Raw genomic sequence first — 25,512 nt, 5'->3', positions numbered from 1 at the left:
CCGCTAAATAAGCAGTTTTCGAAACGTATTGGGCTCCACGTCTGCCCCTTGCCCTCTATTGACGTTTGCGTAAGAGTAAATGGAAATCGGGGGAGGGAGATTCACCGTGGAGTTTGATGTCATCGTCGTTGGCGGCGGGCTGGCGGGTCTGGTCGCAGCAACGGAAGCCACTGCCGCGGGCAAGCGCGTTTGCCTGATCGATCAGGAAGGGCCGCAAAATCTCGGTGGACAGGCTTTCTGGTCGCTGGGTGGCCTGTTCTTTGTCGATAGCCCGGAACAGCGGCGAATGCGCATTCGCGACAGTCTGGACCTTGCCCGTCAGGACTGGCAGGGTTCCGCTGGTTTCGATAGGCCGGAAGATCACTGGCCGCGTCTGTGGGCCGAAGCCTATCTGCAATTTGCAGCGGGCGAAAAGCGGGCATGGCTGCACCAGATGGGCATGCGCTGGTTCCCGGTTGTCGGCTGGGCGGAGCGGGGCGGCTCCCAAGCACATGGCCATGGAAACTCGGTTCCGCGCTTTCATGTGACCTGGGGAACAGGGCCGGGCGTCATTGAACCCTTCGTCAAGCGTGCTCAGGCCGATGCGGACAAAGGTCTCCTGACGTTCAAGTTTCGTCATCAGGTCGACAACCTCGTCAGTCAAGCGGGGCGCATCACCGGCGTGTCCGGCACTATTCTTGCGGATGATCCGGTCTTGCGCGGGCAGAAGAGTTCGCGCGAGGCTGTGGGGTCCTTCGAATTCACTGCCGTTGCCGTCATCGTCGCATCGGGTGGCATTGGTGGAAATCACGACCTCGTCCGGCGCAACTGGCCCCGCGAGAGGCTGGGCGAGCCACCGCAGAGCATGGTCAGCGGTGTGCCTCACCATGTCGATGGCCGGATGATCGGGATCACCCAGGCAAGCGGCGGCGCAGTCATCAACCCGGACCGCATGTGGCATTATACGGAGGGCTTGCGGAACTGGGATCCGATCTGGCCCAACCACGGCATCCGCATTCTGCCGGGGCCATCCTCCTTCTGGTGCGATGCGAATGGGAAGCGCCTGCCTGCGCCCGCCATGCCGGGATTCGATACGCTCGGCACGTTGAAGATCTTGCGAGATCGGGGATTGGATTACAGCTGGTTCATCCTCACCAAGGCGATCATCAAGAAGGAGTTTGCCCTTTCAGGATCTGAGCAGAACCCGGATCTGACGGGTAAGAATATCCGGCTTCTGTTGAAGCGTCTCGGCAAGGAGCCTCCCGCGCCCGTTCAGGCCTTTATGGACAAGGGCGAGGATTTCGTGGTGCGCAACTCGCTGGAAGAGTTGGTTGCGGGCATGAACAGGCTGACCGGTGAAAACAGGCTGGATCCCTCGCGCATTCGCCAGCAGATCGAGGCGCGAGACCGTGAAATTCTCAATAGCTTCTCGAAGGATGCGCAAGTCACTGCCATACGCGGCGCCCGAAACTATCTCGGCGACAAACTGATGCGCACGGCAAAGCCGCATCGTTTGCTCGATCCGGCAGCAGGCCCGCTCATCGCGGTGCGTCTGCATATCCTGACGCGAAAGACGCTTGGCGGCATCCACACAGATCTCAATGCGCGCGTGCTGGGGGCAGATGGCGAGGTCGTGCCGGGGCTTTATGCCGTTGGCGAGGCCGCAGGTTTCGGCGGGGGCGGCCTGCACGGGTACAATGCGCTGGAAGGGACATTTCTCGGCGGCTGCCTGTTTTCGGGCCGCATCGCCGGGCGACATGCGGCAGCCTGAGCAGGGGAAGCCAGAGAGGTGGCGTAAGCTGCCTCTCTGGCCTTTTCGTTCAGGGTCGTAGACTTAATCCATCGTCACATTGGCGCTCTTGACGATGGGTGCCCATTTCGCCAGCTCAGCCTTCACATGGTCGCCCAGTTGCTCCGGTGAGGAGGCAACGATGGAGGCGCTGAATTCCTTCATGCGGTCGGCCACGGCTGGCGTTGCGAGCGCTGCCTTCGCGGCTGCGTTCAGGCGGTCCACCACGGGCTTGGGCGTGCCCTTTGGAGCAAAGAGAGCGTTCCAGGTATAGGTCTCATAGCCCGGGATGCCAGCCTCAGCCATGGTCGGAACATCCGGGAAGGATGGTGCGCGCTGTGATGTGGTGACGGCGAGGGCGCGCAGTGTTCCGGCCTTGATGTGACCGGAAGAGGAGGGAAGGTTGTCGAACATGATCGGCACCTGATTGCCGATGACGTCGTTCAGTGCAGGACCGGCACCCTTGTAGGGTACGTGCTGCATGTTGACGCCCGCCATGCTGTTGAACAGCAGGCCCGACAGATGCAGCGGCGTTCCATTGCCGGACGAGGCATAGCTGTACTTGTCCGGATTGGCCTTCAGAAGCGCCAGCAGTTCGGCAACATTCTTGGCGGGAAGCTGCGGATTGACGACCAGCACGTTCGGAACGACCACCAGCAGCGAGACTGGAGCAAAGTCCTTTTCGGCATCGTAGGGCTTGGCCTTCAGCATCAGCGGGTTCAGTGCATGGGTGGCGACGGTTCCCATGAGGATGGTATAGCCATCCGGTTCGGCACGGGAGACGTTGGCCGCTCCCAGGCTTCCGCCAGCGCCCGCGACGTTCTGGATGATGACCTGCTGGCCAAGATCGGCAGACATGCGCTCGGCAATGACGCGAGCAACCACATCCGTTGAGCCACCCGCCGCGAATGGCACGACGAGCGTGATCGTACGTTCCGGAAACTGCGCGCTGGCGCTGCTTGCGGCAAAAAGGCCCGTCATCAGGCCAGCGGCCAGAATGGATTTGAGAAACTTCATCCGATCATCCTCCCGTAAATGGTCAAGCCAGCAGACGGTTCTCCTCCACGCCTGCCAGATGCGCGGAATTGTTGTCGCACGGATGCACAACACAACGGAAATACGACGATCGATCGGAAGGCACGCGCCAGACAATCTGCGAATGGGTGATTTTCCACCCATGCACAGCATTTGCCGGGTGGATTTCCACCCAACGTCCGGCCTTGCTTATTGCGCGGCGATGAAGCTCTGGCTGCCAGCCTCGAATTGTAGTTTGGCAAGGCTGGCATAGAGGCCGCCCTTCGCAACCAGTTGCTGGTGCGTTCCTTCCTCAACGATCCGCCCGTTCTCCATGACCAGAATGCGATCGGCCTTGAGAATGGTCGCGAGGCGATGAGCAATCACGATGGTCGTACGGTTCTGCATCAGACCATCCAGTGCCTTCTGCACCAGCGTTTCGCTTTCGGCATCCAGCGCCGAGGTGGCTTCGTCCAGAAGCAGTACGGGTGCATCCTTGAGGATGGCGCGGGCTATGGCAATGCGCTGTCTCTGGCCGCCGGAAAGGGTGACGCCACGTTCGCCTGCCATGGTGTCATAGCCGTTTTCGAGACGGGAAATGAACTCATCCGCCTGCGCCGCAATCGCCGCCTGCCGAACGGCCTCGCGCGTGGCATTCGGCTGTCCGAAAGCGATGTTGTCATGGATGGAAGCCGCAAAGATGGTCACATCCTGCGGCACGATGGCAAGACGGGAACGAAGTTCTGCAAGCCTTGCCTCGCGCAGATCGACGCCATCGAGGCGAATTGCGCCGGATGTCGGATCATAGAAACGCATCAGCAGGGCAAGGAGCGTGCTCTTGCCAGCGCCGGAAGGGCCGACGACTGCGACTGTTTCACCCGCAGCGACCGTGAAGGACAGCTGCTCGATGGCTGCGGCATTGGTCCGTGTCGGGTAGATGAAGCCAACCTTGTCGAAGCTGACTTCGCCGCGTGCGGGGGAGGGCAGGGAAACCGGATGCTGTGGATCGCGAATCGCCGGGACTTCGCTCAGCAATTCGCTGAGGCGCTCCGCCGCGCCACCAGCCTGCGAAAGCTCTCCCCAGACCTCGGAAAGTTGACCGAGTGAGCTTGCGGCGATGACTGAATAGAGAACGAATTGCCCAAGCGTTCCGGCGGTCATGGTGCCGTTCAGCACGCTTTGTGCGCCGTACCACAGCACGCCGACAATGCTGCCAAAGACCATCAGGATGGCGAAGCCGGTGAGGAAGGCCCGTGACCGGATGGCAACGCGCGCTGCGTCATAGGCCGCTTCGACGGTCGAGGTGTAGCGCGCGCTCGCGGCCTGTTCGGCGCCGAAGGCGTGAACGGTCCGATTGGCCGATATGGTCTCAGACGCGAAGGCGGAGGTTGCAGCCAGCGTATCCTGGGCCGCGCGCGCACGGCGGCGAACGGAGCGCCCGAAACCTACCAGCGGGAAGACGATCAGCGGAATGGCGCCCAGAACCAGAAGCGAGAGCTTCGGGCTCGTCAGGATCATCATCGCCATCGCACCAAGACAGAGGATGACATTGCGCAGGGCCTGCGAGGCGGCGGAACCAAAGGCGGACTTGATCTGTGTCGTATCCGCCGTCAGGCGCGAGACGATTTCACCGGACTGGTTGACATCGAAGAAGGAGGCCGAGAGCGCGGTGACCCGCTGGAAGACTTCTGTGCGGAGATCGGCAACGACGCGTTCACCGATCGTGATGACATAGTAGTAACGCATGGCGCTCGACACCGCGAGAAGCACGGCCAGCGCCAGCAACATGGCAAAATAGCTGTTGATGAAGCTGCCGTCTGCCGCCGCAAAACCATGATCCACCATGCGGCGCACGGCCAGCGGCAACATCAGCGTTGTTGCCGCCGCAAGCGCCAGAAACACGCCTGCAGCCGCCACCATCTTCCTGTAGCGCATGACATAGGGCATCAGGCGCAGCAGAGGCTGGGGGGAGCGGCGCGTCTTCTCGGCTTTCATCGGGCATTTCCGTCTGGCTTGGCCACAAAACAGGGCTGTTCAGCCCGTTTGCGGGTACTTGTGCTTTGGGAGACCTTCCTGTATAGGCTCCGCATCGAATTGGGAAGCCGTGGCCTTGACCGGTGCACGGCTTCATTTACGGAATAGGGTCGCTCGCTGCAATTGCGACATAAAGACCCCGCAAAGCAGGAACTGTGTCATGAAGGCGAACATCCATCCCGACTACCACAAGATCAAGGTTGTCATGACTGACGGCACCGAATACGAAACCTTCTCCACGTGGGGTTCGGAAGGCGCAGTGATGAACCTGGAAATCGATTCCAAGTCGCATCCGGCATGGACCGGCGGCAGCCAGCAGCTGATGGACCGCGGTGGCCGCGTTTCCAAGTTCAACAAGCGCTTCGGCGGCCTCGGCCTCTGATCTTGAGCCGGATCATGCATCCGGTTCTCTGACGATATCCTGCCGCCCGAGGCGAAAGCTTCCGGGCGGTTTTCTTTTTTGTCCGAAAGCCGGTATCTCGGCTTTCGCAACATGAAGAGAATGCTCATGTCTTTTGCCTTTTCGCGGTCGCTGACCTCGCTTTTCGTCGCAGGCTCCCTGTTTCTGTCCACTGCACCGGTCCATGCCGAAGGCAATCAGGCCAGCCTGGTCATCGATGTGAAAACCGGCCAGGTGCTGGAAGCTGACCGTGCGACGGAGCTGCATTATCCGGCTTCGCTCACGAAGATGATGACGCTCTACCTGACATTCGAGGCGCTTCACTCCGGCAAGTTGAAATGGACGGACCGGATCAAGATTTCCGAGAACGCCAATAACAAGGAGCCGTACAAGTTTGCGATCGGTGCCGGAAACACGATCAGCGTGCGCGAGGCGGTCGAAGGCATGATCGTGATCTCTGCCAATGATGCCGCAACCGCCATGGGCGAATATTTTGGTGGCACCGAAGAAGGGTTTGGAAAGCTGATGACGGCAAAGGCGCGCCAGCTCGGCATGGCCAATACCGTCTTCAAGAATCCCGCCGGACTTCCAGACCCCGAGCAGGTGACCACTGCTGCCGACATGGCGAAGCTTGGCATGGCGCTGATGCGCGACTTCCCCGAAGACTTCAAGATGTTCTCCGCGCGGTCCATCCAGTTCCGCAGCATGAAGATCCGCGGTCATAACGGCGTGCTGAACACCTATCCGGGCGCCAGCGGAATCAAGACAGGCTATACGGATGCATCCGGCTACAACCTGGTGACCTCGGTTTCGCGAGGAGGGCGCAGTCTCGTCGGTGTCGTGCTTGGAGGAAAGACGGCTCAGGAAAGGGATGAGACGATGAAGGTTCTCCTTGATCGCTTCCTGCCGACTGATCCGACGGCTGTTGCAAAGCGTCCCGGTGCGGATGTCGTTGCTCCTGCAAAGACAGCGACGGTCAAGACAACCGTTGCCCAGCCCTGAAAATACTTATTCGAGCAAAGAAAAAGCCGCGTCGCCCTTCATGGGCATCGCGGCTTTTTTCATGAACTTCTTCGTTGGGCTCAAGCGCCCTTGAAGGCCGTCCGTAGGAGATCGAGCTGCGCACGGACGCTGTTCTCGTTGTCCGGAACGATGGCTTCCTGCGGGCGATAGATTTCGCGATCGAGAAGCGCAACGCGGTTCTGCAGACGCAGCGAACGCTCGACAAGATCACGGAAGGCTTCCGGAAGATCACCCCAGCCCGGCGCCATGCGATCGACATTGAAACCGTCGAGGCGAACCTTGTTCTTTTCGGCAAGCACCTGATCGTAGCTCATTTCGCCATTGTTGACGGCGCGCTGCAGCAGCAGCCACGATGCCATCTGCATCAGGCGGGTGGTGAGCCGCATGGATTCGGCTGCGTAAAGAACAGTCGCGACTCGCGGCAGCACCTTGGACGCGGCGCGGCCCGGGCCATCCAGATAAGCGGCGGTCTCTTCGACCAGCGACATGCCTTCCGTATACAGCGCCTTGAACTGCGACGAGCTAGCGGCGCGGCCTGCGAAACTGACGGTATTCAATACCTGCTCTGACATCGAGATAATCCTGCTAACGCATCCACTTGATCAGGCAATGACGAAACCACTCAAAAGGTTCCGCTCTCGCTTCTTTCTGCAACAGAAGATGATCCCACTAGCGCAAATCCGCAAGGCGTTTCTTAAAGAAGGGTTAATTCCCACAGTTTACAAGCATAGACACAAAAAAAAGAGCCGCGGGAGCGGCTCTCAAGGTAAAACAGGGAGAATCAGACCAAATCGCCGATTGGAGAAACTGTCTGAGACCAGGAAACCCGGTCGAGATCATCATTACTGAAAATGCTTAATGGCCGATTAATAGGTTTACACGCGGTATAAATTCTTCGCGAGCAGCTATTCCAGTCTGGATCAGATCTGTCCCATAACGCCAAGTAACGCCACTTGTGATCGAAACCCCGCTCAAGTGATTCGTACGGTTGCAAACGCAAACGGCGTCAAGGGCCTCGCCTATCGCTTGAAGAAGTCTTCCGCCGCCCGGCGTCCTGCATCCTTCTGCGCGCGCTCTGCCTTCAAACGGACGATTTCCGCCTCGAGCAAAGCGACCCGCTTATCCAGCTCGTCCGCAGACAAGAGCGAGAGGTCGCAGCCGATTTCGTGTTGCGTTACCTTTTTCGGGCGGTCGTCGTCGAAGATGCTCATTGTCCGGTTATCTCCAGAATTCGGGAATGGCTTCCTGCAGGCGAGGGCCGATTCGAAGCGGGGCAATTTTTTCCGCAAGCCCGGTGCTGTCGGATATTTCCACGCCAACGCCACAGATCGTTGCGGGACCGCTGGCGGCCTCGAAACGCCCCTTCGGCATCTTGGAAATGAAACGGTTCAGCGGCTCTTCCTTCTCCATGCCGAGCGATGAATCGTAATCGCCGCACATGCCGGCATCGGACATATAGGCGGTTCCGCCGTTCAGAATCTGGTGGTCGGCCGTCGGAACATGCGTATGGGTGCCGACAACGAAGCTGGCACGACCATCGACGAAATGCCCGAAGCACTGCTTCTCGCTTGTTGCTTCCGCATGGAAATCGAAGACGATGGCGTCCGCCTGTTCCTTGAGCGGGCAAGCGTCGAGAATGGCTTCGGCGCTCTTGAAGGGATCATCCAGCTCCGGATGCATAAACACGCGGCCCATGATGTTGGCGACCAGAACGCGCGCGCCGTTGCGGGCGTAGAACAGACCGGAGCCGCGACCGGGGGTGCCAGCCGGGTAATTGGCAGGGCGCAGGAACTGATCGTGACGGCCAGCAAAGGACACGGCTTCCTTCTGATCCCAGACATGGTTACCGGTGGTGACGACATCGGCGCCGGCATTGATCGTCTCGAGATAAATATCTTCAGTGATGCCGAAGCCGCCCGCAGCGTTCTCGCCATTGACGATGACGAAATCGAGCTTGAGGTCCGAGATGAGGCCGGGAAGACGATCCCAGACGGCAGTGCGTCCGGTTTTGCCCACCATGTCGCCAAGAAAGAGAAGTCGCATGCCAATCCGTTCAGCTGTTCAGGCGTCTCAGGCCACTTTCTGTGAGGATGCCGTGAAGACGCATATCGTGAGGTTCTGCGGGTACTGATGCCACTTCCTGGCAATCGAAGGCAATGCCGATCAGACGTGGATGCAAGCCTTTCCTGTGCAAACGGTCGATTGCGCGGTCGTAATAGCCGCCGCCATAGCCAATGCGATGGCCGGTCCTGTCAAAGGCTGCCAAGGGTACGAGCATCAGCGAAGGGTCGAGTTCAGCGCAGTCGGCACCCGGACCGAAGGTGCCAAATCCCATCGGCACCAGAGGACGGTCCGCATGCAGTTCGCGAAACACGATGGTCGTCTTGTCGAGGATAACCGGCAGACAAAGAATGGCGCCGCGTGACTTGAGGCCTGCCATCAGCGGTCTGATATCCGCCTCGGACCGGATCGGGAAAAAGCCGGACACAATCGTGCCCGGCTCCATTTCCAATTCCTTGAGGCCAGTCTCGGCGATTGTCAGGCTCTTCTCGATGCGTTCTGCCGGCGCCAGCTGATTGCGGGCTGCCAGCCGTTCCGCTCTCAGAAGAGCCTTCGCCTCGACATCGCCGGTCATGCCTCGACCGCTGCCTTCTGCACCAGAAGCTTGTCGATGCGCCTGCCGTCCAGATCGATCACTTCGAAGGACCAGCCATTCCAGTTAAATCGCTCACCCAGTTCCGGCAGGTGCTTCAACTCGTCCAGCACGAAGCCGGCAACGGTCTCGTAATCCGGATCTTCCTTCATGGAGAAACCCATCTGATGGGCAAATTCATCGACCGGCATCCAGCCAGCAACGAGGAAGGAGCCGTCATCCCGCTGAACGATTGCAGGCTCTTCGACCTCGTCTTCCTGGAACACGCCGGTAATGGCCTCAAGAATATCGCCGGAGGTTACAATGCCTTCGAAATGGCCATACTCGTCATAGACCAGAACCATATGGGCGCTGGACTTGCGCAGAGCCTGGATCACGTCGATGGCGCCCGTGAGGTCGGAGACCACGGGAGCCTCGCGCATGCGGTTGCGAATGTCCGGATCCTTGCCTTCGGCAATTGCCTCGTAGGCATCCTTCACGAACAGAACGCCGAGAATTTCGTCGGACGAGCCGTTGCGAACCGGTAGCCGGGATTTTTGCGTGTTCCTGAGCTGAGCGCGGATTTCCGCCGGATCGTCCTCGATGTCGATGACTTCCACATCGCGGCGCGGGGTCATCAATCCGCGAGCGGTCCGGTCTGCGAGGCGCATGACACCGGAGATCATCGCCGATTCTTCGGTCTCGATCACGCCCGCGATCTGCGCTTCGGCAAGAACCGTACGAATTTCCTCATCGGTCATTCGCTCCTCGGATTCGCCCTTCTGACCCAGGAGCGCCAGGACGCTTCGACCGGAGGCATCCAGCAGCCACACCAGGGGAAGCGCGAGCTTCGACAGAAGCACCATCATCGGTGCAACGCGCGCTGCAACGATTTCCGGGGCTCGCAGCGCGATCTGCTTCGGCACCAGCTCGCCAACAATCAGCGAAAGATAGGTGATGGCCACAACGACGGAGCCGACGCCGAGGCCATCCGCCCAGCCTTGAGGAAGACCCATGGACAGAAGCCAGGCGGACAGGCGTGCCCCGAGGGTTGCACCGGAGAAAGCGCCTGAAAGGACGCCGACGAGCGTAATGCCGATTTGAACGGAGGAAAGGAAACGGCCAGGGTCTTCCGCCAGCTTGATGGCTTGCGCGGCGCCTCTGTTGCCTTGTTCGGCCATAACCCTCAGGCGCACGGCACGGGAGGAAACGACAGCCAGTTCGGACATGGCCAGTACGCCGTTAAGGATGGTGAGAAGAACGACGATGGATATTTCGGTTAACAAGTGACTCTCATTTGTTGCGCCAGAGCCAAGGCCACCTTGAATAAAGCGTGGCAGGCCCGGGCCGACTCGAACATCCGGTCGACCCCGCCGCGCAAACACATAGAAACTGTTTCGGTTCCATGATGAAGGCCACGGCTGACGTTAGGAGCGCGATATTATCGGTGGCGCTGCGCCTTGGCAATGCGCTCAGCCAGTTTGTCCGAGTTCCAGAGCGAGTTCCGCACGCGTTCCGCGTGTGACGTCCGCATAGGCGATGGAGCTTCCAAGCGTAGCCGCCATCGAACGGATGATGCGGCTGCCGAGCCCTGTTCCCTTGGGGGTGGATCCTTCGACAAGGCCAACGCCGTCATCTTCCACGGCAAGGAGGGCGGTGCCGTCACCCGAGTGTTTAAGATGCACGCGCACCTCGCCGCCAGAGCCCACGGGGTAGGCGTATTTCAGGGCGTTGGTCAGAAGTTCGGTCACAATCATGCCAACGGAGACCGCACGATCCGATGTCAGCGATACAGCATCGGCATCCAGCGAAATGGATGGGCCTTCGCTACCCAGATTGACGGAGCGGTGAACCTCCTGCACCAGAGTGGCAAGATACTTGTCCATCTCCACATGCCGGACATCGTCGGATGTATAGAGACTGCGATGCATGCCCGCGATGGCGGTGATGCGGGCCTGCGTCTCCGTCAGGGCGTCGCGCACCGCCTCATCCTTGCTGCTCGTCACCTGAAGGCGGATCAGAGCGGCGACAAGTGCCAGACTGTTGGCAACCCGGTGGTTGACTTCTGCCAGCAGAACTTCCGCGCGTTCTTTTCCGCGGCGGATTTCCTGTTCCGCAAGCTCCTTCGCCCGGTGCAGTTCCGCTGTGGCGATGGCCTGGCGCAGCGCGCTTTCCATCAGCGACCAGAATTCCTCGCCGACAGTCTTGATCACATAATCTGCTGCACCGCTTTTCAGCGCATCGACGGCAATCGTCGCCTCGCTCGATCCCGTCACGTAGATTGTCGGGATCGAGAGGCCGCGTTCCTTCAACAGGCGCAGAATGTCGAGACCTGTCTCGGATCGCAGATAATGATCGAGGACAATGGCATCGTAATGGTTGGCGTCCAGTGCCGCGAGGCAGGCGGCACCGTCCATGACATGCTCCACCGTATAGCCGACGCGACCGAGCGAACGCTGGGCCAGGCGGCCAAGCGCTGCATCGTCGTCAACGTAGAGGATGGTCTGCGACATTGTCTCCACGCGACATCAAGGGATCTGCATGACGGAAAAGAACAGGCCCAACTGCCGGATGGCATTGGCAAAACTGTCGTAATCCACGGGCTTGGTAATGTAAACATTCGCGCCAAGATCGTAGCAGCGCTGAATCTCGCGCTCGTCATCCGTCGTCGTCAGGATCACCACTGGCAGGCGCTTGGCATGCGGGTTGGACTTCACCTTCTCCAGAATATCGATGCCGGACATGTCCGGCAGGTTGAGGTCGAGAAGGATGAGGATATACCTGTTCTGGATATTGTCGCCGGTGCGGTCGGGGCCGAGAATGTAGTCGAGAGCGGCGTTCCCGTTGGTAAAGGGAATGATCTCGTTGTTGACGCCCGCCCGGCGCACGTTCTTTTCAATCAGGCGGGCATGGCCTTCGTCATCCTCGACCATGACGATTGTGACTTCGCGTCCTGCAGCTTTCATACCCCGTGACTCCTGACATACTGGGAAAGATCCATCGGCAGGCGCACAATGAAAGTTGAGCCGCCGCCGAGCGTGGAGGTGACCGTAATCTCACCTCCTAAATTTCTAACTAATGATCTGACATGGGCGAGGCCGATGCCTTCGCCCGGGCTGTCCTGCAGTCCCGACCGACGGAAGAGCTCGAAAACCCTTTCATGATCTTCCGGCGCTATGCCTCGACCATTGTCCTGTACTTCGATGCGCAGCGCGGTTCGACCGACAGCATAGGCTTTGACAACCAGTTGCAACGGACGCTGCGGGCTTTTGTACTTCACCGCGTTGTCGAAGAGATTGCCGAAGATCTGTTCGAGCGAGAACTTGTCGGTGACGAGGTTGCGCGCCGCCTGGGCGGAGATGCTGACCTCACCATCACCATCGGTTACCTGATGATTGATGCTGGCCGCCGTTGCTTCCAGAAGCTCCTGCAGGTTCACCGGTTCCGGCTTCAATTCCCTGCGCCCATCGCGCGAGATTTTGAGGATGGCGTTGATCAGCCCGTCCATCTTCTTCGTGGAGGAGCGGATGAAGGAGATTGCTTCCGGCAGATCCTCTTCCACGGCGAGGCGTGCCTGCTGGATCTGATCGTCTGACAACTTGTCGCCATCCGCCAGGACATAGGCGCGGATCGATTTCAGTGTCTGGTCCAGTTCACTGGTGAAGCCCATGATGTTGACGAGCGGCGCACGCAGATCATGGCTGACGATATAGGCGTAGCGCTGGATCTCGCGGTTTGCCTGCATGAGGTCCTCGGTGCGCTCATCGACCCGCTCTTCCAGCCCAGCATTCAGCGCTTCAACCTCACGATGGGCGTGGGACAGCTCTCGAACGTGTTGTACGACAACGAGAATGGCTCCGCCCACAACGATCATGATGACAATGCCGCCGCCCACTGTCGCCCATTGCAGCGTGCCAGCGGTGCCGTTGAGCTCCTGAATCCCAGTACTCAGCCGTTCATCCAGATCGCGGATAAGGGTGATCAGCAGGCTGCTGATACTGTCCATTATTTCGCGGCCAGTTGCTTCGCGGACGAGCGTGATCGCCTCGTCAAATCGATCCGCCTCGGCGAGATCAAGCGTGCGTTTCATTTCAGCCAATTTCGCATCGAGCAATTCGTTGAACTGCTCCACCGGAAAATGCACCGCCGTCTGACCGTCGTAGGCTTTCTGGAAACGGGATCGAGACGCGGCAACCCGCTCGGTTGCCGCCAGATAGGGTTCGAGAAACTCTTGGTCACGGCTTAGCAGAAAGCCACGCTGCCCGGCTTCTGCCGCCCGCAGCAACAGCATCATGTCCGCTGAGGAACTTCTCAAGTCGCGCAGACGCACGACGTCGGCAAAGTAGCTTTGCGTCGAGCGCGCCAGATAAACGGACGAAACGACGATAGCGGCCAGAACGGCTGCGCCAACCATCAGCATCAAAAGCGACGAGCGCGCGAATTTTGTATTTGTGAATGGCATATATGAGAGAACCCTACCCCGAACGGGGTAGTTGGTCCTGCGGCGCGAGAAGTCAAGGCTTTACACGCAAAAGGTTTTTCAACCTTCAAAGAAAGTACGATCCACGGCGACCGATGGAGATTTACGATCCTGGGTGCCTACAAAAGTAGGTGGGCACCGTGTGTCCAGGCCCACGGGCCTGGTCAGGGACAGCTCCCTTTGGATCGAGTATGGCCCCAGGGATTGTGGTTCCTGTCGGGAAGCGCAGACCGCAACGACAATATAAGCGAGAAGGTGAGGGATCGCCAGTGGGGCGAACGGAAATAGATGAGATATCAGTTGGCCGGATTCTGGGAGGGCCGCGTGTTGAGCTTTGCCGTGATGCCTTCAAGGCGGCCTGCAAGTTCCGAGAGCGTGTGGATCATCGCCACCTCGCTCTTGTGCTGTGCTTCGGCGGCGCCATTGCCTTCCGCCTTGAGCACGTCAAGCTCCCCCTCGAGGGACGCGATGCGACGGTTGAGCTCGGAAAGCTCGTCCATCACCATGATCCCCGCCATGACGGTGAGGCGCAGGTCTCCGATCTCGCCGAACTGGCTCTTCAGGTGGCCGACATAGCGATCAAAACGGGAAGCCAGCGTTTCAAGGTGGCCTTCCTGGCCTTCCTCGCAAGCCATGCGGTAGGCCTTGCCGTCTATGGTGATGGTTACCTGAGCCATGGCTGTCGCCTGCTTTCCTGATTATCGGCCTGATTACCGGTCGAGAACGGCACGAATGGTTTCCATCGCCGTCACCAGACGGCGTGATACTTCGCGGTTGACCTCTTCCAGCCGGTTGGCACGGAATTCCGATTGATCAAGCTCATGCGCCAGACGTGCGCGATCGGCATGAACGCGCCGCACTTCACTTTCCACATCGGCGGCTTCCCGCTGACGCTCCATGCGCATGTCCACGGCAGTCTCGAGGCGGCTAACGGCAGCCCAGAGTTCGGCTATGGTGGCTTCCAAGGTTTTACTCACCGGCATCCTGCGGGGTCACAAGGCATAAGATATGGCGATTGCGAATCGTGGCCGCCAGATCTCTCATAAGCATTGCACACTATGCGTCGTGTCATTTCCGGTCAATAAACCGAGCCATGCGTCGGCATGCCTTTGCTGTGGATCAAGTCTTTCGACCTGAGGGACGCTATCCTCATTTTTAGGCCTTTCAAGTGAAGCCGACAGATCCTACTTTACGACTGCATCAAATGCAGCGACGAGCCCAGTTCGCGGGTGGCATTTATTGACTTGGCCGTTGCACCTGATATGGAACACCCGCGCCTCGTTTGGTCCTACTCACGGGCTTGATTGACACTGCAAACCAGCGGACTAGCCATGACCTCTGCCGAAAAACATAACCGGATGGCGAATGCGATCCGTTTCCTCTCCATGGATGCGATCGAAAAGGCAAACTCCGGGCACCCAGGCCTGCCAATGGGTGCGGCCGACGTCGCAACCGTTCTGTTCAGCCGTTACCTGAAGTTCGATCCCAAGAACCCGCTCTGGCCGGATCGCGACCGTTTCGTGCTCTCCGCCGGTCACGGCTCGATGCTTCTCTATTCTCTCCTGTATCTAACAGGATACGAGGATATGACGATCGAGGACATCAAGCAGTTCCGTCAGCTCGGTTCCAAGACTGCGGGGCATCCGGAATACGGACATGCCTCGGGCATCGAGACCACCACGGGTCCGCTCGGTCAGGGCGTTGCCAATGCCGTGGGCATGGCGATCGCTGAGCGCAAGCTGGCGCAGGAATTCGGCTCTGAGCTGCAGAACCATTTCACCTATGCGCTGGTCGGCGACGGCTGCCTCATGGAAGGCATCAGCCAGGAAGCCATCGCGCTCGCCGGTCACCTGAAGCTCAACAAGCTCATCGTCTTCTGGGATGACAACAAGATCACCATCGACGGTGCGGTCTCCCTGTCGGATAGCACCAACCAGATCGCCCGCTTCAAATCGGTGAACTGGAACACGATCGAGATCGACGGCCACGATCAGGACGCGATTGCCGCAGCGATCGAGCAGGCGCAGAAATCCGATCGCCCAACCTTCATCGCCTGCAAAACCATCATCGGTTTTGGCGCGCCGAACAAGCAGGGCAGCCACAAGGTTCACGGTTCACCGCTGGGTGCCGAAGAAATCGCGGCAACCCGCAAGGCGCTCAACTGGGAAGCGGACGCATTCAGCGTTCCCGCCGACGTTCTGGACAACTGGCGTCTGGCCGGTCTGCGTTCCACCAAGGCACGCAAGGAATGGGAAGAGCGTCTGGCTGCTGCCGAAACCGAAAAGCGTGCCGAGTTCGTGCGCCGTTTTGCCGGCGACCTGCCGGGCGGTTTTGACAGCGCCATCGATGCCTTCAAGAAGAAGGTGGCTGCCAATAATCCGACTGTTGCCACGCGCAAGGCTTCCGAAGATGTGCTGGAAGTGATCAACGGTCTTCTGCCGGAAACGCTGGGTGGCTCCGCCGACCTGACGCCGTCCAACAACACCAAGACCAGCCAGATGAAGTCCATCTCTCCGGATGATTTCTCTGGCCGTTACATGCACTATGGCATCCGCGAGCATGCCACTGCCGCTGCCATGAACGGCATTGCGCTGCATGGTGGACTTATTCCGTATTCGGGCGGCTTCCTGATCTTCTCGGATTACTGCCGCCCGTCCGTTCGTCTGGCAGCCCTGATGGGCATTCGCGTGGTTCACGTCTGGACGCATGATTCCATCGGTGTTGGCGAAGACGGTCCCACGCACCAGCCGGTCGAGCATGTGGCATCGCTGCGCGCTATCCCTGGCCTCATGCTGTTCCGTCCGGCCGACGAGACCGAGACGGCGGAATGCTGGCAGATCGCGCTTAACAACAAGCATCGTCCGTCCGGTCTGGCGCTGACCCGTCAGAACCTGATGCCGGTGCGCAAGGAGTATGAGGAAAAGAACCTCTGCGCCTCGGGAGCCTATGAACTGGTTTCGTCCAGCGATGCCAAGGTCACGCTGTTTGCATCCGGTTCGGAAGTCGAGATTGCGGTCAAGGCTGCTGAAGCTCTGGAAGGCAAGGGTGTTGCCACGCGTGTCGTATCGGTCCCGTGCGTCGAGCTGTTCTTCGAGCAGTCGGAAGACTATCGCAAGGCAATCCTCGGCAAGTCGCCGGTCAAGATCGCCATCGAGGCAGGCGTTCGGGAGGGCTGGGATGCCTTCATCGGCAACGATGGTGCCTTCATCGGCATGAAGTCCTTCGGTGCTTCCGGTCCGGCCAAGGATCTCTACAAGCACTTCGGCATTACGGTCGAAGCTGTCGTCGCAGCCGCCGAAGCCAAGCTTTGATTATTCCGGGCGCCTAATGGCGCCCGTTTTCCATCACCATAAGCCCAAGTCTAGGGAGTTAATGCACATGACTGTCAAGGTTGCCATCAACGGCTTCGGCCGCATCGGCCGCAACGTTCTCCGTGCCATCGTCGAGTCGGGCCGCACCGACATCGAAGTCGTCGCGATCAACGATCTCGGCCCGGTCGAGACCAATGCTCACCTGCTGCGCTACGATTCCATCCACGGCAAGTTCCCGGCAGAGGTCAAGGTCGAGGGCGATACGATCACCGTTGGCGGTGGCAAGCCGATCAAGGTCACGGCAGTCAAGGATCCGGCAACGCTGCCGCACAAGGAACTGGGCGTTGACATCGCTCTGGAATGCACGGGCATCTTCACAGCGCGCGACAAGGCTGCCGCTCACCTGACGGCTGGCGCCAAGCGCGTCATCGTTTCGGCCCCGGCTGACGGCGCGGACCTGACGGTTGTCTACGGCGTCAACCACGACCAGCTGACGAAGGACCATCTGGTCATTTCCAACGCCTCCTGCACCACGAACTGCCTCGTGCCGGTGGTGAAGGTTCTGGATGATGCGGTCGGGATCGACCACGGTTTCATGACGACGATCCACTCCTATACAGGTGACCAGCCGACGCTCGACACCATGCACAAGGATCTGTACCGCGCCCGCGCCGCAGCCCTTTCCATGATCCCGACCTCGACCGGTGCTGCCAAGGCTGTTGGTCTGGTTCTGCCGCATCTGAAGGGCAGACTGGACGGCACGTCCATCCGCGTTCCGACGCCAAACGTTTCCGTGGTGGACTTCAAGTTCGTTGCCAAGCGCGACACGACCGCCAAGGAAATCAACGATGCCATCATCGCTGCATCGAACGGCGCTCTGAAGGGTATCCTGGGCTATACGGATGAGCCGCTGGTTTCGCGCGACTTCAACCATGACAGCCATTCCTCGATCTTCGCACTCGACCAGACAAAGGTTCTGGAAGGCAATTTCGTGCGTATTCTCAGCTGGTACGACAACGAGTGGGGCTTCTCCAACCGCATGTCCGATACGGCTGTTGCGATGGCAAAGCTCATCTGAGCCAGCCAGTAATCGACGAGAAAGGGCGCCTCGAGCGCCCTTTTTCATGTCCGGTGTGTTCTGCGGGCCGTCTGTTATTTGACGAGCCGTCCAAAGTTCGACGTGCTGCTGCCGTTCGAGGCGGAGGTCGTGGTGCTCGCCGTGGCAGATGGCGTAAATGGCTCCACGCGCCAGTTGGACGTGTTCATGATGACAGAATTGACCACCATGCTGATCTTGCTGGTCTGGTTCGTCGTGGAGTTATAGGTAACATCGCGGTTGGGCAGGTAGATGATGCCTTCGATGTTTTCGCCCTTGGAGCCGTTGAAGATGTATTGCGTCTTGCGGCTGTTGTTGGCCGCGTCCGATGTCTTTTCAAACATCAGAATGTCCTTGTAGGCGCCGCTGGTTGATGGCGAGCCGGTGAAGGTCAGCCCGCCATTGGCCCGGATTTCGCTGTCGACATCGGGAAAATAGAAGGTCACGCCATTTGCCGTGACCGTCGAACCGGAGTTCAGGATCATCCTGCCCTTGATGATGTGGAGGCCTGGCTTGAAGGTGACGGACGGGCTTCCGTTGAATGTGACATCGCAGTGCATGCCCGGCTCGAATGTAAAGCTGGCACCGTCCCGGACGCCGGAGGTTGTGCAGGATGAAGGCAGCTTCGGCTCGGTGAATTTGCCGAGGTAGGGATCGGGATTGACTGCACAGGCCGTCTTCAGGTTGGAGAGCGTGCCACCATTCTTGATATACTTGGTGCCCTTGACGCAAAATTCCGCCGTATCAACGGTCGATCCGCCGTTCATGATGAAGGCTGGATCGGCAGTCGAATGAACATCGATACGGCAGGCGTTCGACTTGAGGCTGACGCCCGAATTGATCAGCACCGCCTGCGACTGGTTGCCGAGAACATACAGGCAAGAGCCGGGCGTCGTCTGGGTCACTGTGGAGGAGGTGGATGGTGTCGATGGCGCGCCATTGACGGTAGCCGTTACGCTGAGCGGCAGAGTGGGCATTCCGATCAGGCCGAGAAATGAGGTGGTGTAGCCTTGCGAATAGATCCCCGTCAGGCTTCCATCCGAATTCCTGGTGACCTTCAGACGATTGGTCATGGCGCCGTCTGTCTGTGTATCAACATTCGCCGTATCGAAGGCCGCAATGAAATCCGCCGTCACATCCTGCTGCTTGCTCAGCTCGCTTTCGCGAGCCGCTGCCAGGAGACCGCCATCCAGATGCGCCTGCATCTGCTGGCGCTGATCATAGGCAGCGTAGATATCGAGAGCGCCTCCGCCTGCGAGGAGAAGCACAGGCACGACGATCGCTGTCAGAACGCCGAAGTTTCCAGACTCACACTGAGCAAAGGAAGATTTTGTTTTACGCAAGGCAGTTTTATCCCATCGCATGATGCTACTGTCGCTTCAGCGCCGGATATTGATCGAAGGCTATTAAGACAGAGTCACGGGGATACTTAAAAATCAAAGCATGTGTTATTTTAGTATTATAAAATATTTGATCGACATCGCACAATAGGAAAACCGCCCTGCTGCTGCCCGAATCATCGACGCCTATGCATAATGAAGCGAAAGTTTCTTTCAGTTGCCGTTGTCTTTTCGGTTGTCGACCGCAAGGCTAGGCTGGGAACATGGTGATGCGAGGCTGCACAAGCGGCCTTGGTGGTCGTAGGTGCGAGAGGGGCGGGATCTTTGGAGGCGTTTTATGTCGTTGTGCTGGTGGGAACGGTGCTTGTTCTCGCGGCCGCCTTCTCCAGTCTGCTCGCCTTCCGGTTTGGCGCGCCCCTTCTTCTGATCTTTCTGATGATCGGGCTCGTTGCCGGAGTGGACGGGATCGGCATCAATTTCAGCAACTTCTCGATGGCCTATGTGCTGGGTTCGCTGGCGCTGGCTGTCATTCTCTTTGATTCCGGCTTCGGCACATCGCTCCATTCCTTCAAGATCGCGGCTGCACCTGCCTTGACGATGGCCTCGGTGGGCGTGGTGCTGACGGCTGCGATATTCGCGTTTGCGGCGTCCCTGCTGCTCGGCATCGACTGGCTGCACGGAATGCTGCTCGGCTCCATCGTCGCCTCGACCGATGCAGCAGCTGTCTTCTTCCTTCTGCGCGTCGGCGGAGTTCACATCCGCGACAAGGTACGCTCGACGCTGGAAGTGGAATCCGGCACCAACGATCCGATGGCGGTGTTTCTGACCATCGCGCTGGTCGAACTCATTGCCTCCGGTCACGGTACCTCCGGCTTCAACCTCGATCTTCTGACCATGTTCGTCAAGCAGATGGGGCTTGGCGCTGCACTCGGCCTGCTGGGCGGTTTGATGATCGTCTCGGTCCTCAACCGGCTGCCGCTGGATCGCGGTCTTGCGCCCATCTTCGTGCTCGGACTTGCGATGCTGATCTTCTCCTTCACCGGGGCGGTGGGCGGCAGCGGCTTTCTGGCGGTCTATGTCGCGGGCATTTTTGCCGGGAACAAGCGCATCTTCGCCAAGGAAGCGATCCGCCGCTTCCAGGATGGGCTGACCTGGCTTGCGCAGATCATCATGTTCCTGGTGCTGGGTCTTCTGGCGACACCTTCGCAGTTCCCCACCATCCTGCTGCCGGCCATCGGGCTTGCGCTCTTCCTCATCTTCGTCGCACGGCCGATCGCCGTCTGGCTCAGCCTGCTGCCGTTCGACTTTACACAGCAGGAAATCGGCTTCGTGGCCTGGGTGGGCCTGCGCGGTGCGGTTTCCATTCTGCTCGGCATCATGCCGATCCTTGGCGGCATTGACGACCAGCATGTGTTTTTCAATACCGCGTTCATCATCGTGCTCGTCTCGCTGCTGCTGCAAGGCTGGACGATCCGGTCGGTGGCGGAACGGCTGGGGCTCATCATTCCGCCGAGAATGGGCGAAGTGGACAAGGTGGAACTGGACCTGCCGGGCAGGGCCAATCACGAACTCATTTCCTACCGTGTCATCAAGGACAGCCCCATCCTGCGGGGCGAACGCATTCCTCGCTGGGCCATGCCCTCGCTCGTCATCCGCGATGGGCGCAGCATGCGCTACCAATATGCCGGTCGGTTGCGGGAGAACGACCAGGTCTATCTGTTCATCGCGCCCGGTTATTCTCGCCTGCTTGACCGGCTGTTTGCCAGCCGCGTGCCGGTGGACGAGGATGATGCGGATTTCTTCGGTGCCTTCGCCATCTCGCCCTCGCGCCCCGCGAAGGAACTGGATGCCGCCTATGGTCCGGGCCTTCTGACAACGGCGGAACAGGCGATGACGGTGGGCGATCTCATGACCTACAGGCTTGGCGGCAAGGTGGATTATGCCGACCGGGTGCGTCTCGGATCCATCATCCTGATCGTGCGGGATCTGGACGAGCACGAGCATGTAAGCTCCGTCGGTATCTCGCTGGAGCCTGTCGAACCTGCGACGCGGCTGCCGATTTTCATCAACATGCGCGAAATCGCCCATCGCATTCGCGATCTCATCCGCCGTTACCGGGGAAAGCCGGTACCCGGACAGGAAAATCGAGGGTAGGAAAAAGGCGACGGGCCTTGCACCGTCCGGCAGGTTGAGTATGGTCCGCTTCGAATTTCAACCATCGAAACGGATTGCCCTAATGCCAGCCTTCAAGACCCTGGACGACCTCTCCGATATCGCAGGCAAGCGCGTTCTCGTGCGCGTGGACCTCAATGTTCCCGTCTCGGACGGAAAGGTGACGGACGCAACGCGCATCGAACGTGTCGCTCCGACGATCCTTGAACTGTCCGGCAAGGGCGCAAAGGTTATCCTGCTTGCGCATTTCGGCCGCCCCAAGGGTGCGCCGGTGGCCGATATGTCCCTGAAGCTGATCGTGCCTGCCGTTGAAGAGGTGCTGGATCACGCCGTTCTGTTTGCCGATGACTGCATTGGTGACGCAGCAGCGTCTGCCGTTTCCAAGATGCAGAATGGCGACATCCTGCTTCTGGAAAACACCCGCTTCCATAAGGGTGAGGAAAAGAACGACGCCGACTTTACGGCAGCGCTTGCCGCCAATGGCGATATCTTCGTCAATGATGCCTTCTCTGCCGCGCACCGCGCCCATTCCTCGACGGAGGGTCTGGCCCACCATCTTCCCGCCTATGCAGGCCGCACCATGCAGGAAGAACTGGAAGCGCTGGAGAAGGGGCTTGGCAATCCGGCACGCCCGGTTGTCGCCATTGTTGGTGGCGCCAAGGTTTCGACCAAGATCGATCTCTTGATGAACCTCGTGAAGAAGGTCGATGCGCTCGTGATCGGTGGTGGCATGGCCAATACCTTCATCGCAGCGCGCGGCACCTCGGTCGGCAAGTCGCTCTGCGAGCATGATCTGGCAGAGACGGCCAAGCAGATCATGATCGAAGCGGCCAGCGCGCAGTGCGCCATCGTTCTGCCGGTCGACGGCGTGGTGGCCCGCGAGTTCAAGGCCAATGCAGAAAATGAAGTGGTCGATATCGAAGCCATTCCAGCCGATGCCATGGTTCTGGATGTTGGCCCGAAGTCTGTTGAAGCCGTCAATGAATGGATTGGTCGCGCGCATACGCTGGTCTGGAACGGCCCGCTTGGCGCCTTCGAAATCGCGCCCTTCGATACGGCGACGGTTGCCGCTGCAAAATTTGCCGCAGAACAAACCAAGGCTGGCAAGCTGGTATCCGTCGCAGGTGGTGGCGATACGGTTTCTGCGCTCAACCATGCGGGTGTCGCAGACAGCTTCTCCTACGTCTCGACTGCCGGTGGTGCCTTCCTTGAATGGATGGAAGGCAAGGAACTGCCCGGTGTCTCCGTTCTGATCAAGAGCGCCTGAACCGCGACAAAATAGCGCGTGCGCAATTCAAGGAAAGAGTTGCGCGCGTGAAAATCACCAGCTTTAAATTTTTTTAGATGTTTTAAACGATTGAAATAATTTCAATCGTTTCAAGCCTTAAGCGTAGGATTTCCCTCACTAAAAACTTCTGTTATCCGCGGATGATATCCGACGGGATGAGCCCGTTATAGGCCGACTTAGGGACAGGAGTTGAGTATGGGAGACGCCAAGATGTTGCACAAGATGAGTTCCGCACCGGGATTTATTGCGGCTCTGGATCAGAGCGGCGGTTCGACACCGGGAGCCTTGCGTGCCTATGGCGTCATGGAAACCGACTACCAGGGCGACGAGGAAATGTTCCGCCTGATGCACGCCATGCGCGTTCGCATCATGAGCGCGCCCTCGTTTACGGGCGACAAGGTTATCGGCGCGATCCTGTTCGAGCGTACGATGGACGGCGATGTCAATGGTGAGCCGGTTCCGTCCTATCTCTGGCAGAAGCGCGGCGTCGTTCCCTTCCTGAAGATTGACAAGGGCCTGAACGCGGAAGAAAACGGCGTTCAGACCATGAAGCCGATGCCGGAACTGGATGCCCTGCTCATCCGTGGCCGCGAAAAGGGCATTTTCGGCACCAAGATGCGCTCGGTCATCGCGAATGCGGACAAGGCCGGCATCGCGGCCGTCGTGAAGCAGCAGTTTGAAGTGGCCCGTCAGATCATCGGTCAGGGCCTGATGCCGATCATCGAGCCGGAAGTTTCCATCAAGAGCCCGACCAAGCAGGAAGCGGAAGCCATTCTGCGTGACGAGATCGCTGCCCATCTCGACAAGCTGCCGTCCAGCGAGACGGTCATGCTGAAGCTGACGATCCCGACGGTTGCCGATTTCTATGCGCCCTTCATCGGCCAAAAGTCGGTCGTTCGCGTGGTCGCGCTGTCCGGTGGATACAGCACGGCAGACGCCTGCCAGAAGCTGAAGCACAATCCCGGCATGATTGCGAGCTTCTCGCGCGGCCTGACCGAGAGCCTGCGTGTGACGATGACGGATGCCGAATTCAACGCAGCCGTCGCCGGAACCATCGACCAGATCTATGACGCCAGCGTCAACAAGGTTGCAGCCGGCTGCGCTGCTTGAGATTTTCTACAGGTTTAAAAAATGGCCGCTTCGGAAACGAGGCGGCTTTTTTGCTTTAACCTGTCAGGATGTGGCTGCCCGCACGTCACTGGCCGGACTGGACGCAAGTTCGGCAGCAATCTGCGCGGCAACGGCATTGGCCTGCACGCGAATATCCGGCACCGCCGTGATTTCCCAGAAACGGCCTGCGGTCAGAGCACCCACCACATGGATACTGTGTTGCGGTTGGCCATCCCGGCCAATCAGGCGGCTTGTCTCATCAACCATGATGCCAAGACCCAAGGGGTCTGGCTGAAGCTGGCCACGATCCTCCATGCATTGGAGAAGAGGAGAGTGATCAATGCCTGCTCTTTCCATGCCGGTACAATTGACAATCCAGTCTGCCGTCAGGCGCCGCGTCTCACGCGAGCCCCTTGCGCGATAGGAGAGGCCGATGCCGGGACGCAAAAGTTCCGCCTGTTGCAGATAGCCTGCATGGACCGTGAGACGTCCATCGTCCAGGACGCGATCGAGATCATCGGCCACGTCCGGTGCCAGCCTGTGCCGGTGCACGGTCCACCAGGGCACAGCGTGGCGCAGGAAACGTTTCTTTTCCGCATCCGGCAGTTCCTGCCACAAAGTTTGCGTATGCGGTCTGAGGCCGTCGATTACCGAACGCCAGAGAGCGCCGCGCCGAACCTGTTTGCGCAAGGCGGCCAGCAGCTTGCTCATGCGTCGATCTGTTTCGGGCAATTCCGGCGGCACCGGTGACACGGGCTGACGGTCATGTCGATGGGGCAGAAGCCCCCGCCGTGAGAGCACATGGATCATGCCTTGATGCCCGCTGGCACGCAATGCCAGAACCTGATCCACCATGGTCAGGCCGGAACCGAGAATGCAGACACGGTCATTGGCGCCGACCTTGGAAAGCCAGCCCAGCCTCCATGGATTTTCCACCACGTGAGATTTGGCGGTTTCCGGCAGGTCTCGCAGAGGTGCAGGAATGGAAGCGCTGCCGACACCGAGACACAGGACGAGATTGCGTGCCACCAGTTCCCCGCCATGGGCGAGCCGGATCATGGTGGTATCTGCCCCGATATCCAGACAGCCCAGCGCCTTGGCCTTGATGAAATCGACCCGGGCGCAGGTCTGGCGCTGCCTCAACAGTTCCGCCAATCGGTCTCGGAGATAAAGGCCGAAATCGCTTCTCGGCACATAGTCTCCTGCCTTGACGCTGCGGCCCTTTTCCATCTGCCAGTTCAGGAAGTCATCCGGCCTGTCCGGGAAGATGGACATGCGGGCGGCAGCCACGTTCAGGCGATGGATGTGGAACTCGCTGCGATAGGCCGTACCGCGACCAAAGCCCGGATCATCACCGATAACGGCGACCGACTGATGAGGAGAAAGCTTTCGCAGGAGCTGCAGCGTGACAGCAATTGCTGAAAAGCCTGCTCCAACAACGGCAACGTCATATTTCATGAGCGCTCCTTGTCTGGCCGGACATACCCGTTGCCCGACATCTCTCCTTCAATAGACTAGTGAACCTGTCGAGATTTCAAGTCCCGGATTTCAAACCCGTATTTTCAGGCCCAGGGTTGTCGGCCTCACGTGAAGTCGCGCAGCAGCAGGATGATGGCCCAGGAGACAAAGGCAAGAACCGCCAGCTTCCAAAAATCGGCACGGCGTTTCAGGCCAGGAAAGCCCAGCGGCTTGATGATCTGGACCACCATGGCCAGCAACAGCAACAGGCCGATGATTTTCGTCATTTTGTTCCAGATTCCTTCAACCGCAGCCACAGGCTGGACATTTTTGCACTTCATCAGGATTAGGTGTTGCGAATGGGATTCGGAACCGCTCATTTGGCA

22 protein-coding genes, 1 other RNA gene and 1 pseudogene are annotated in these 25,512 nt (G+C 59.1%); 8 read left to right on the top strand and 16 right to left on the bottom strand.

Going from position 1 to position 25,512, the window contains the following annotated elements; genetic code table 11:
• Window positions 1–79: 79 nt before the first annotated feature.
• The gene (locus tag ASD54_RS16390; protein ID WP_062555696.1) at window positions 80–1,750 is read left to right on the top strand and encodes an FAD-binding dehydrogenase; all 1,671 of its coding nucleotides are present in this window, start codon (window positions 80–82) and stop codon (window positions 1,748–1,750) included.
• A gap of 63 nt (window positions 1,751–1,813) precedes the next feature.
• Here ASD54_RS16390 and ASD54_RS16385 read toward each other — a convergent pair.
• Window positions 1,814–2,728: pseudogene (locus tag ASD54_RS16385) on the bottom strand (tripartite tricarboxylate transporter substrate binding protein); the annotation flags it as partial.
• Window positions 2,729–2,992: 264 nt separating this feature from the next.
• Complete coding sequence (locus ASD54_RS16380; protein WP_062555694.1) at window positions 2,993–4,777, bottom strand: ABC transporter transmembrane domain-containing protein; 1,785 nt, start codon at window positions 4,775–4,777, stop codon at window positions 2,993–2,995.
• Window positions 4,778–4,976: 199 nt separating this feature from the next.
• On the opposite strand from ASD54_RS16380, the gene rpmE reads away from it, so the two are divergent.
• Window positions 4,977–5,198, top strand: coding sequence for a 50S ribosomal protein L31 (rpmE, locus tag ASD54_RS16375; protein ID WP_062555693.1), 222 nt, complete (start codon window positions 4,977–4,979; stop codon window positions 5,196–5,198).
• 126 nt (window positions 5,199–5,324) lie between these two features.
• The gene (locus tag ASD54_RS16370) at window positions 5,325–6,218 is read left to right on the top strand and encodes a D-alanyl-D-alanine carboxypeptidase family protein (RefSeq protein ID WP_062555957.1); all 894 of its coding nucleotides are present in this window, start codon (window positions 5,325–5,327) and stop codon (window positions 6,216–6,218) included.
• Between the two features lie 80 nt (window positions 6,219–6,298).
• Here the strand turns inward: ASD54_RS16370 and ASD54_RS16365 are convergent, their stop codons facing one another.
• The 11 genes from ASD54_RS16365 to ASD54_RS16315 form a co-directional block, all read right to left on the bottom strand.
• Complete coding sequence (locus ASD54_RS16365; RefSeq protein WP_062555692.1) at window positions 6,299–6,811, bottom strand: DUF1465 family protein; 513 nt, start codon at window positions 6,809–6,811, stop codon at window positions 6,299–6,301.
• 447 nt (window positions 6,812–7,258) lie between these two features.
• Window positions 7,259–7,450, bottom strand: coding sequence for a DUF1192 domain-containing protein (locus ASD54_RS16360; protein ID WP_062555691.1), 192 nt, complete (start codon window positions 7,448–7,450; stop codon window positions 7,259–7,261).
• A 7-nt stretch (window positions 7,451–7,457) separates the two neighbouring features.
• Entirely contained in the window at window positions 7,458–8,282 is an 825-nt protein-coding gene (locus ASD54_RS16355) for a TIGR00282 family metallophosphoesterase (protein WP_062555690.1), read from the bottom strand.
• 10 nt (window positions 8,283–8,292) lie between these two features.
• Window positions 8,293–8,874: a 5-formyltetrahydrofolate cyclo-ligase gene (locus ASD54_RS16350; RefSeq protein ID WP_062555689.1), complete on the bottom strand. Its 582-nt coding sequence runs from the start codon at window positions 8,872–8,874 to the stop codon at window positions 8,293–8,295.
• Complete coding sequence (locus ASD54_RS16345) at window positions 8,871–10,157, bottom strand: hemolysin family protein (protein WP_082547244.1); 1,287 nt, start codon at window positions 10,155–10,157, stop codon at window positions 8,871–8,873. Before ASD54_RS16345 ends, ASD54_RS16350 begins: the two co-directional genes overlap by 4 nt.
• A gap of 186 nt (window positions 10,158–10,343) precedes the next feature.
• Window positions 10,344–11,384, bottom strand: coding sequence for a histidine kinase dimerization/phosphoacceptor domain -containing protein (locus ASD54_RS16340; protein WP_062555688.1), 1,041 nt, complete (start codon window positions 11,382–11,384; stop codon window positions 10,344–10,346).
• A 15-nt stretch (window positions 11,385–11,399) separates the two neighbouring features.
• Window positions 11,400–11,837: a response regulator gene (locus ASD54_RS16335; protein WP_062555687.1), complete on the bottom strand. Its 438-nt coding sequence runs from the start codon at window positions 11,835–11,837 to the stop codon at window positions 11,400–11,402.
• Window positions 11,834–13,333, bottom strand: coding sequence for an ATP-binding protein (locus ASD54_RS16330; RefSeq protein WP_156379261.1), 1,500 nt, complete (start codon window positions 13,331–13,333; stop codon window positions 11,834–11,836). Before ASD54_RS16330 ends, ASD54_RS16335 begins: the two co-directional genes overlap by 4 nt.
• A gap of 94 nt (window positions 13,334–13,427) precedes the next feature.
• Window positions 13,428–13,586: non-coding RNA, 6S RNA (ssrS, locus tag ASD54_RS16325), on the bottom strand.
• Window positions 13,587–13,647: 61 nt separating this feature from the next.
• Window positions 13,648–14,028, bottom strand: a complete 381-nt coding sequence (locus tag ASD54_RS16320) for a cell division protein ZapA (RefSeq protein ID WP_062555686.1) — start codon at window positions 14,026–14,028, stop codon at window positions 13,648–13,650.
• 33 nt (window positions 14,029–14,061) lie between these two features.
• A complete protein-coding gene (locus ASD54_RS16315; RefSeq protein ID WP_062555685.1) occupies window positions 14,062–14,334 on the bottom strand; it encodes a DUF4164 domain-containing protein in 273 nt (90 codons plus the stop codon).
• A 348-nt stretch (window positions 14,335–14,682) separates the two neighbouring features.
• Here ASD54_RS16315 and tkt point away from each other — a divergent pair, with 348 nt between their 5' ends.
• Window positions 14,683–16,662, top strand: a complete 1,980-nt coding sequence (gene tkt, locus ASD54_RS16310; protein ID WP_062555684.1) for a transketolase — start codon at window positions 14,683–14,685, stop codon at window positions 16,660–16,662.
• Between the two features lie 67 nt (window positions 16,663–16,729).
• A complete protein-coding gene (gene gap / locus ASD54_RS16305; RefSeq protein WP_062555683.1) occupies window positions 16,730–17,740 on the top strand; it encodes a type I glyceraldehyde-3-phosphate dehydrogenase in 1,011 nt (336 codons plus the stop codon).
• 74 nt (window positions 17,741–17,814) lie between these two features.
• Here gap and ASD54_RS16300 read toward each other — a convergent pair whose 3' ends face one another.
• A complete protein-coding gene (locus ASD54_RS16300) occupies window positions 17,815–19,101 on the bottom strand; it encodes a TadE/TadG family type IV pilus assembly protein (protein WP_244484777.1) in 1,287 nt (428 codons plus the stop codon).
• Window positions 19,102–19,422: 321 nt separating this feature from the next.
• Between ASD54_RS16300 and ASD54_RS16295 the strand changes: the two genes are divergently transcribed.
• The 3 genes from ASD54_RS16295 (at window position 19,423) to ASD54_RS16285 (ending at window position 23,668) form a co-directional block, all read left to right on the top strand.
• A complete protein-coding gene (locus tag ASD54_RS16295) occupies window positions 19,423–21,252 on the top strand; it encodes a potassium/proton antiporter (protein ID WP_062555681.1) in 1,830 nt (609 codons plus the stop codon).
• Window positions 21,253–21,334: 82 nt separating this feature from the next.
• Entirely contained in the window at window positions 21,335–22,537 is a 1,203-nt protein-coding gene (locus tag ASD54_RS16290) for a phosphoglycerate kinase (protein WP_082547269.1), read from the top strand.
• Between the two features lie 216 nt (window positions 22,538–22,753).
• A complete protein-coding gene (locus tag ASD54_RS16285; protein WP_062555679.1) occupies window positions 22,754–23,668 on the top strand; it encodes a fructose bisphosphate aldolase in 915 nt (304 codons plus the stop codon).
• A gap of 63 nt (window positions 23,669–23,731) precedes the next feature.
• Here ASD54_RS16285 and ASD54_RS16280 read toward each other — a convergent pair whose 3' ends face one another.
• Window positions 23,732–25,126 carry an FAD/NAD(P)-binding protein gene (locus tag ASD54_RS16280; protein WP_062555678.1) on the bottom strand — a complete coding sequence of 465 codons (1,395 nt, stop codon included), beginning with the start codon at window positions 25,124–25,126 and terminating at the stop codon, window positions 23,732–23,734.
• 125 nt (window positions 25,127–25,251) lie between these two features.
• Window positions 25,252–25,413, bottom strand: coding sequence for a hypothetical protein (locus ASD54_RS26980; protein WP_165134805.1), 162 nt, complete (start codon window positions 25,411–25,413; stop codon window positions 25,252–25,254).
• Between the last annotated feature and the right edge of the window lie 99 nt (window positions 25,414–25,512).

This window comes from Rhizobium sp. Root149 (assembly GCF_001427345.1).
GTDB classification, from domain to species: Bacteria; Pseudomonadota; Alphaproteobacteria; order Rhizobiales; family Rhizobiaceae; genus Neorhizobium; species Neorhizobium rhizoryzae.
Note: the sequence above shows the minus strand (reverse complement) of the source record. Positions and strands in the feature narration are given on the sequence as shown.